Source organism: Aeromonas finlandensis (assembly GCF_000764645.1).
Classification (GTDB): Bacteria; Pseudomonadota; Gammaproteobacteria; order Enterobacterales; family Aeromonadaceae; genus Aeromonas; species Aeromonas finlandensis.
This window is the reverse complement of the sequence record NZ_JRGK01000360.1, coordinates 1-5,897: the sequence shown is the minus strand read 5'-3', so window position 1 is coordinate 5,897 and position 5,897 is coordinate 1. Positions and strand designations below refer to the sequence as shown.

The window sequence follows — 5,897 nt, the reverse complement described above, 5'->3', positions numbered from 1 at the left end:
CCCCCCCCCCCCCCTTGAGTAATGCCGATCCCACCTCTATTGCTATGGCTACCAAGAGGGATTGCTGGTGTAAGCCGATAAGGTATATCCATTTCCACCGACGAACAGTCAAGTGGCACACTAAAATCCGTTTTTATATTCCCAAAATCCTTTACACTCATTGGATTTCCATCATTAACACGTACATCTATATCGCCGCCCCGAATTTTACATGTCGCTGCACCAATAGTAAACTTTGCAGAAGGGATCGTGCTTAGCATATTCATGCCTGTAGAGCTGGTTGTATATCTTGCTTGAACAATCTTAGTTGGCATTGGAGTCTCAATGTTATATTCACCGGGTCTCACAACTCCTGACTTTATTGATTCCAATATACTAACATCATCACTCTGAGAACCACAAAAATATTTTTTTTCATTGACATTGATTTCCTGAGCTATAATAGCATTTGGGTTTTTTGTAATGTTCGTCCCCCCTGCTGACTCAGGAGCTGTTATTATAGAAAGTACCTTTGCATATTGATACCCACCAAGCTGATTAGTCTTACCCATTGTTCTAAGTAACACGCCTTCTAGATTGGTCTTTAAATTTATACGACCATCGCCTGCTAATGAGTGAAAATTATCATCATAAATCAACCCAAGCTGCTGATAATTTGAGCTAGTCTTAGAAGGCAAAACGCAGGTCCAATCGAAATCAACATTAAATTTCCCCCCGACAGAACCAGACGCAGAGTCAACATCAAGAGACTCGCCAATATAATAGGCTCTTGCAGATGATATACTACATGCCCCACTAGTGCCTGACATTTTAGTTACTAATGACTTACACAACTCAGTATTTGCCGCACTACTATTATTCGAAAAGATAGTTAACATACACAAAATGCTGAAAAAACCATTAAAACGCCATTTGCTTATAATGTTATTTTTTATACGAATAGTGAAATTAACTACTATAGGATTAAACTGTTGATGTATCATCTCAATCTCTTTTAATTGGCTTGAAAGGGAACTGGAAAATGGCATTAACATTTTAGCCATGGAGTTAATTACTAGAGCGACATTGCAAAACAGCTTTACTAAAATTGCCACTACGACTTTCGGTGGCTTGATATGGTACTTGGCAGCGCCCCGAACTTCCCGCAATAACTAATACCCTTTCATCACCATTGAGCAAAGCCAGGGCTCTGCCATGTGGGTCTGCAATCGCGAGCAAGGCACCATCAGAACCCTCCAATCGAGTCCCAAATGGAAGCGCGCTGCCCTTGCTGTCAAGCATTGTAAACTGTACTCGCTGAACTTTTCGCGCAGCAATTTTTGCGTAGGTGATGGCTCCGCGGCGGGGCACAACTTGAGCGTTGCCATCGACCAGCTCAACCCCATCAGCCAAAGTCCTAGAATCGACTCTAACGTTGTTGCGCCGATAGGGTGTGCTAGTCTCTACCAAGGCAAATCCGTTACTGCCGGTCTTGGCCAGACTACCACGAAAACCAACGCCTTCCTGTTTCGGCACTTCCACCAATATAGCCCCATCGTAAAAGCTAGGTGCCGCATTAATACCACCAGCATGGACAATCAACGAACCACCCCACTGGGCATTAGTTGAGTGGTAGCCGTTACCACTACTATATCCCAATCGCCCCTCTCCAAAGGCGGAGCGCAGGCCTGTACTCGCAACCCATCTTTTGTTGCCAAAACTATCATTGCTAGTGTTTAAGTTATAGTTGTAAGCTCCCCATGTGCCAGAAAGCCCCAGATTCTGATAGTTGCTTCGATAATCATCTCGTTGCTGCCAACTCCCTCCCAACGATAGGTTGTGTGTGCTCTCCCCCCAAGAGAGCGGGTGGGAAACATAAAGTGAAAGAAGGGTCTCATCACCCGATTCACTAAGGGTCTTCTGTACGCCAAATTGATAATTCAATCGCTCCCAGTAATGGTTATAACTGGCAGAAAGCGATCGAGATATCGGCCTATTATCCCAATAATCTTGCTCGCTGGCAGAGAGATTCAGCCCCCCAAAATCACCTGGCAGTTGTTGAGTAACCGAGATAGAAACATTAGAGCGAACCCGTGAGCTATAATGTCTCACACCCAATTTACTGTAATCCCGTATATGGTCATCTAGGCTGCGGTAATCCTCAGTGGCGTAGCGGTAACCAGCCAACGCCAAGGTAGTACCAGCATCATGGAATACGCGGCCGAAGCGAAAACGATAACTCTGTCCTTGATTGTGACCCATACCGGTGTCGCTATCAGAATGGGTTATGTCAAATGAGAGGGAGCCGAAGCGACTACCAAGCCCTAGACCTGCATTCAACGCATAGTAATGTTGCATACCCTCGATCCCTCCATAGAAGGTGAGATCCGAAAGTGCACCATAGGCACCATCGGCGGATAAGTACCACTGCTCACTACGGTCAAGCAGATCATTATCAAGCTGGCCAAAACTCAGCTGGTAACGACTTGTTCCTTCACGAACCATTACAGGGAGCATGCCAAAGCCTTGGTTTCTCACCTTTCGTGTTCCATCAGCCTCAATTACGGTGATCTCCAGATCTCCATTGCTACCATAGGTAGGAATATCTCGAAATTCGAACGGGCCTGGTGCGACAATAGAGCTGTAGACCAGATGACCACCCTGACGTATTTCTACAGTTGCATTGGTATCAGCAACGCCACTAACAACAGGAGAATAACCTCTCAGCTCATCTGGCAGCATGGAATCATCGGAACGTACCTGAATACCGAGCAAAGCCGGACTATCAAATACATCAGAACGACTATAGATCTGACCAACACTTAGTTGGCTACGCCAATCGGACAGGTCTCGTTCAACATAAGTTCTCAGGCTCTTGAAATCACCTTGATCATTCAGACCACTTAATTGACTCTGGTTGCGCAATCGCCAAGGACCAAAATTCACCCCTGAATTAAGGCTCAAATGGTGGCTACGGGAAGTCCCCATCGAATCACTATCATTGAAACGCCCCTGAAGGTTATAGTTCACAAAAGCAGTGGTAATCCCTTCATCCCAAAGGGCAGGTTCAACATAACTACGGCTGCTGTATTCAAAGGCAGTTTGAGGAAATGATAACCTCAGTTTCTGGGTACTTTTGTCATAGTCCCAACTAACATGGTCTATCTCCTCTAGGTTTACACAAGAGAGTACTCCTATAGACGATGTATATAGCGCCTTCCTAATGCCAATCTTTTCCATCAACTCTGCTGTGATGCATGGTTCAGCACCATCATTCGTAGGTACAAACTTGACATTCGCCTTGGAAAATATCTTGCTATTCACATACAGATCAACCAGATATTTACCAGGAACTACAGTATCTTGACTTAGAAATATTTCAAAATCTACATCTTGATTTCCTCGTAAAAAAGCAGTGTTATATTTACGATTAACACTTTCAGTTGCTGATGTTGCAAATACAAACTCATGTTCAAACATACTGATAATAATTGCTAAACATGTGACCAGCCTAGCACTTCTAAATTTGTTAAAAATCATATTATGACCCAAGCGAATGCAATACAACAAACATCAACCAGCAAGATTCAATTAACACAAGTCAGAGTTACGGCTTTATCAAGACTGGCGATGAAGCTACCCCTTCCTTTAATTCCCCCATATAGGTTTTCACTGCACCAAAATCATTGACAATCCCCAAAGTAAACTTACCATCAGGCTGAACCTTTTGAAGTGAAAACGTAATTTTACTCATTGGTGGTATCATTCTCCCCTTAATATCACCCCCCACATTAACGAAGCTAACCATATTAATGTAATAAGGTGTAGGGTTGTAAACTTCAAGATTATTATTTACTGACTTAAACATCAATTTCTCAGGTGCAAGGTACGGCTCCCCATTTAAACCATTCGGACGATAGAATACTTTTATACGCTGCATAAGTGCCAATTGCAGTACATTCTCACCTTCTACAGCCAGAGGTATTTCCTGCACATTCAACCAAAAAACAGATTCTCTGTCCTGAGGTAGCCCTCTCCCCTCATAGAATAATCGCAATAATTGACGTTGATTACCTTTTATTTTTGCTAGTGGAGGAGTAACAGCAAATGGCGGAGCCTGATTTATATCACCATCTCCTTCGATCCAAGTTTGGATAGCAGTCTCTCTATCACTATTATTATCTACATTAATCGAGGCCTCCTTTTGCATACCATTATATATGATTCGTGTGGCAGAGAGGCTGATTGATGCATGACTATGCACTGCCACTAACGAGAGCAGCAGGCCTATAATAAAGTTTGATTTATTCATTACCAATGCCTTTTAAAAAGTGCATGGTTAACCCATGCACTATAAAATTAAAGAATCATTCGTAGGTCAAAACGAATGGCAGCACTGCTTTTACCATACCGGCCTCAACATCCTCACCAGAGCCATCTTTGGCATAGTTGGCAGAAATCAAAATATTAGCTACACCTTTACCATCAATAGGTGCACTAATTTCGGCATTACCATTGCTGAAATCCAAAATTTCCATTTTGTCGTTCATAACAACAAAACCAACTCCTTTAGCTGCATTATTATCAGCTGTATTTTTGAGCACCTTCCCCTCAAATGAACCAGCCTTTGGCATCAAAGACATATTAACAGTACCTGAGCTTGCCCCCTCACAGGTGACTGCAGTAGAGAGGGTAATCATACCAGCCTGCTTACCTGCTTCCAGAACATCTGATTCGCCCACTGTAGACAGTGTGAAATCCAAATCACCAGCACTCAGTTCACAGCTCTGCGAAGTAACCGAGCCAGTAAAATTGATTTGGGCTGCATGGGAGGACATTGATGCTACGGAAAGAGAAAACATAATCGCGGTGGACAGTACATGCTTGATCATTTTCAAATCATCCTATTTTAGATATCTTTTAATTTTCCATTATTATATAACCCAACACATTGTTGCTGAGCTGTACTTATCATACTTACCCACCTTATCCCCTTAATAAGCCCCTAGCTCCGAAACACGTAGGAAAACCCGCAATCTCGCAACACCGTTCAGAACATGACCAACTCTGGCTAATTTCACCGATTGAAAAGTGATTCACCCAGACATGGGGTTTATTGGTTTCGGGGATTAGTCTTGCCTTACGTTTTGCTTGGGATTGCTTCTCAAATCGATGAGGCTTGAATGGAACCAACTGAAAGCGTGGCGCGCAGATCACCATCATCCGCTTAGCAAGGCACTTCACCCCATCACTCACTGACCTCAATACAACAGTCTCGTGGTTCACTCACCTTCTGGATTGGGTTAATCACATAGAACGGCTGTGGCACATAGTTATATGAAACCATCACGTGCAATCACTCACCAATGCAGAGAATGGCCTACCTGCTGGCGCGAGTGAATCAATTCATGGATACCAAGTCTCCTTTCCCAGAGAATGACTATGGAGCAGCGAATTTATAGCACTATTATCAACCGTTATTTAGACAGACTTTAAAACATTCCAATGCCTCACATAGGTTAACTCCTACACACATCGACGACTTTGACCTACAAGCGCTCCATGTTTATTGCGCTATTATCGCTTCAGATACAAAAATCATTATTGCTGTACTTTTACTGTTTTGGAGATGGTGACCTTTCTCATTCTACCTCCACGACCATTATTATCACAAAGCAAGGTTGCTTTTAGCTTCAGATAATTACCATACACCTTCTGTCGACTAGTAAAACAATGTGCAACCATTACATATAAAGTCAGCCAACTACTCCTATGATATACTTAGAGGCGCATTCATGACGATGAAATACTATTCAGCCTACCCGGATATGTTACAACTAGATGCCAATATTATTGAACTGATTGCCGATGAGCATCCGGTGGTACGACTGGATAGCACTATTTTTCATCCACAGGGG

4 protein-coding genes and 1 pseudogene are annotated in these 5,897 nt (G+C 43.1%); 1 reads left to right on the top strand and 4 read right to left on the bottom strand.

The features are described 5' to 3' along the window. The 4 genes from LD28_RS23275 to LD28_RS0121710 all read right to left on the bottom strand — a co-directional run. Positions 1-983: hypothetical protein (locus tag LD28_RS23275; protein WP_206538780.1), on the bottom strand; the 983-nt coding region annotated here is incomplete at its 3' end. Between the two features lie 64 nt (positions 984-1,047). Beyond that, positions 1,048-3,459: a fimbria/pilus outer membrane usher protein gene (locus LD28_RS22745; protein ID WP_162182408.1), complete on the bottom strand. Its 2,412-nt coding sequence runs from the start codon at positions 3,457-3,459 to the stop codon at positions 1,048-1,050. A gap of 127 nt (positions 3,460-3,586) precedes the next feature. Next, a complete protein-coding gene (locus LD28_RS0121715) occupies positions 3,587-4,291 on the bottom strand; it encodes a fimbrial biogenesis chaperone (RefSeq protein WP_050514393.1) in 705 nt (234 codons plus the stop codon). Between the two features lie 55 nt (positions 4,292-4,346). Then, positions 4,347-4,871 carry a fimbrial protein gene (locus LD28_RS0121710; protein WP_033138949.1) on the bottom strand — a complete coding sequence of 175 codons (525 nt, stop codon included), beginning with the start codon at positions 4,869-4,871 and terminating at the stop codon, positions 4,347-4,349. 407 nt (positions 4,872-5,278) lie between these two features. Between LD28_RS0121710 and LD28_RS23880 the strand changes: the two are divergent. Continuing rightward, positions 5,279-5,441 (top strand): annotated as a pseudogene (locus LD28_RS23880) (IS630 family transposase); the annotation flags it as partial. Between the last annotated feature and the right edge of the window lie 456 nt (positions 5,442-5,897).

Excerpts from the sequence above, each read along its gene's own strand:
- LD28_RS22745 (WP_162182408.1), bottom strand. The coding sequence starts at position 3,459 with ATGTTTGAACATGAGTTTGTATTTGCAACATCAGCAACTGAAAGTGTT.
- LD28_RS0121715 (WP_050514393.1), bottom strand. The coding sequence starts at position 4,291 with ATGAATAAATCAAACTTTATTATAGGCCTGCTGCTCTCGTTAGTGGCA.
- LD28_RS0121710 (WP_033138949.1), bottom strand. The coding sequence starts at position 4,871 with ATGATCAAGCATGTACTGTCCACCGCGATTATGTTTTCTCTTTCCGTA.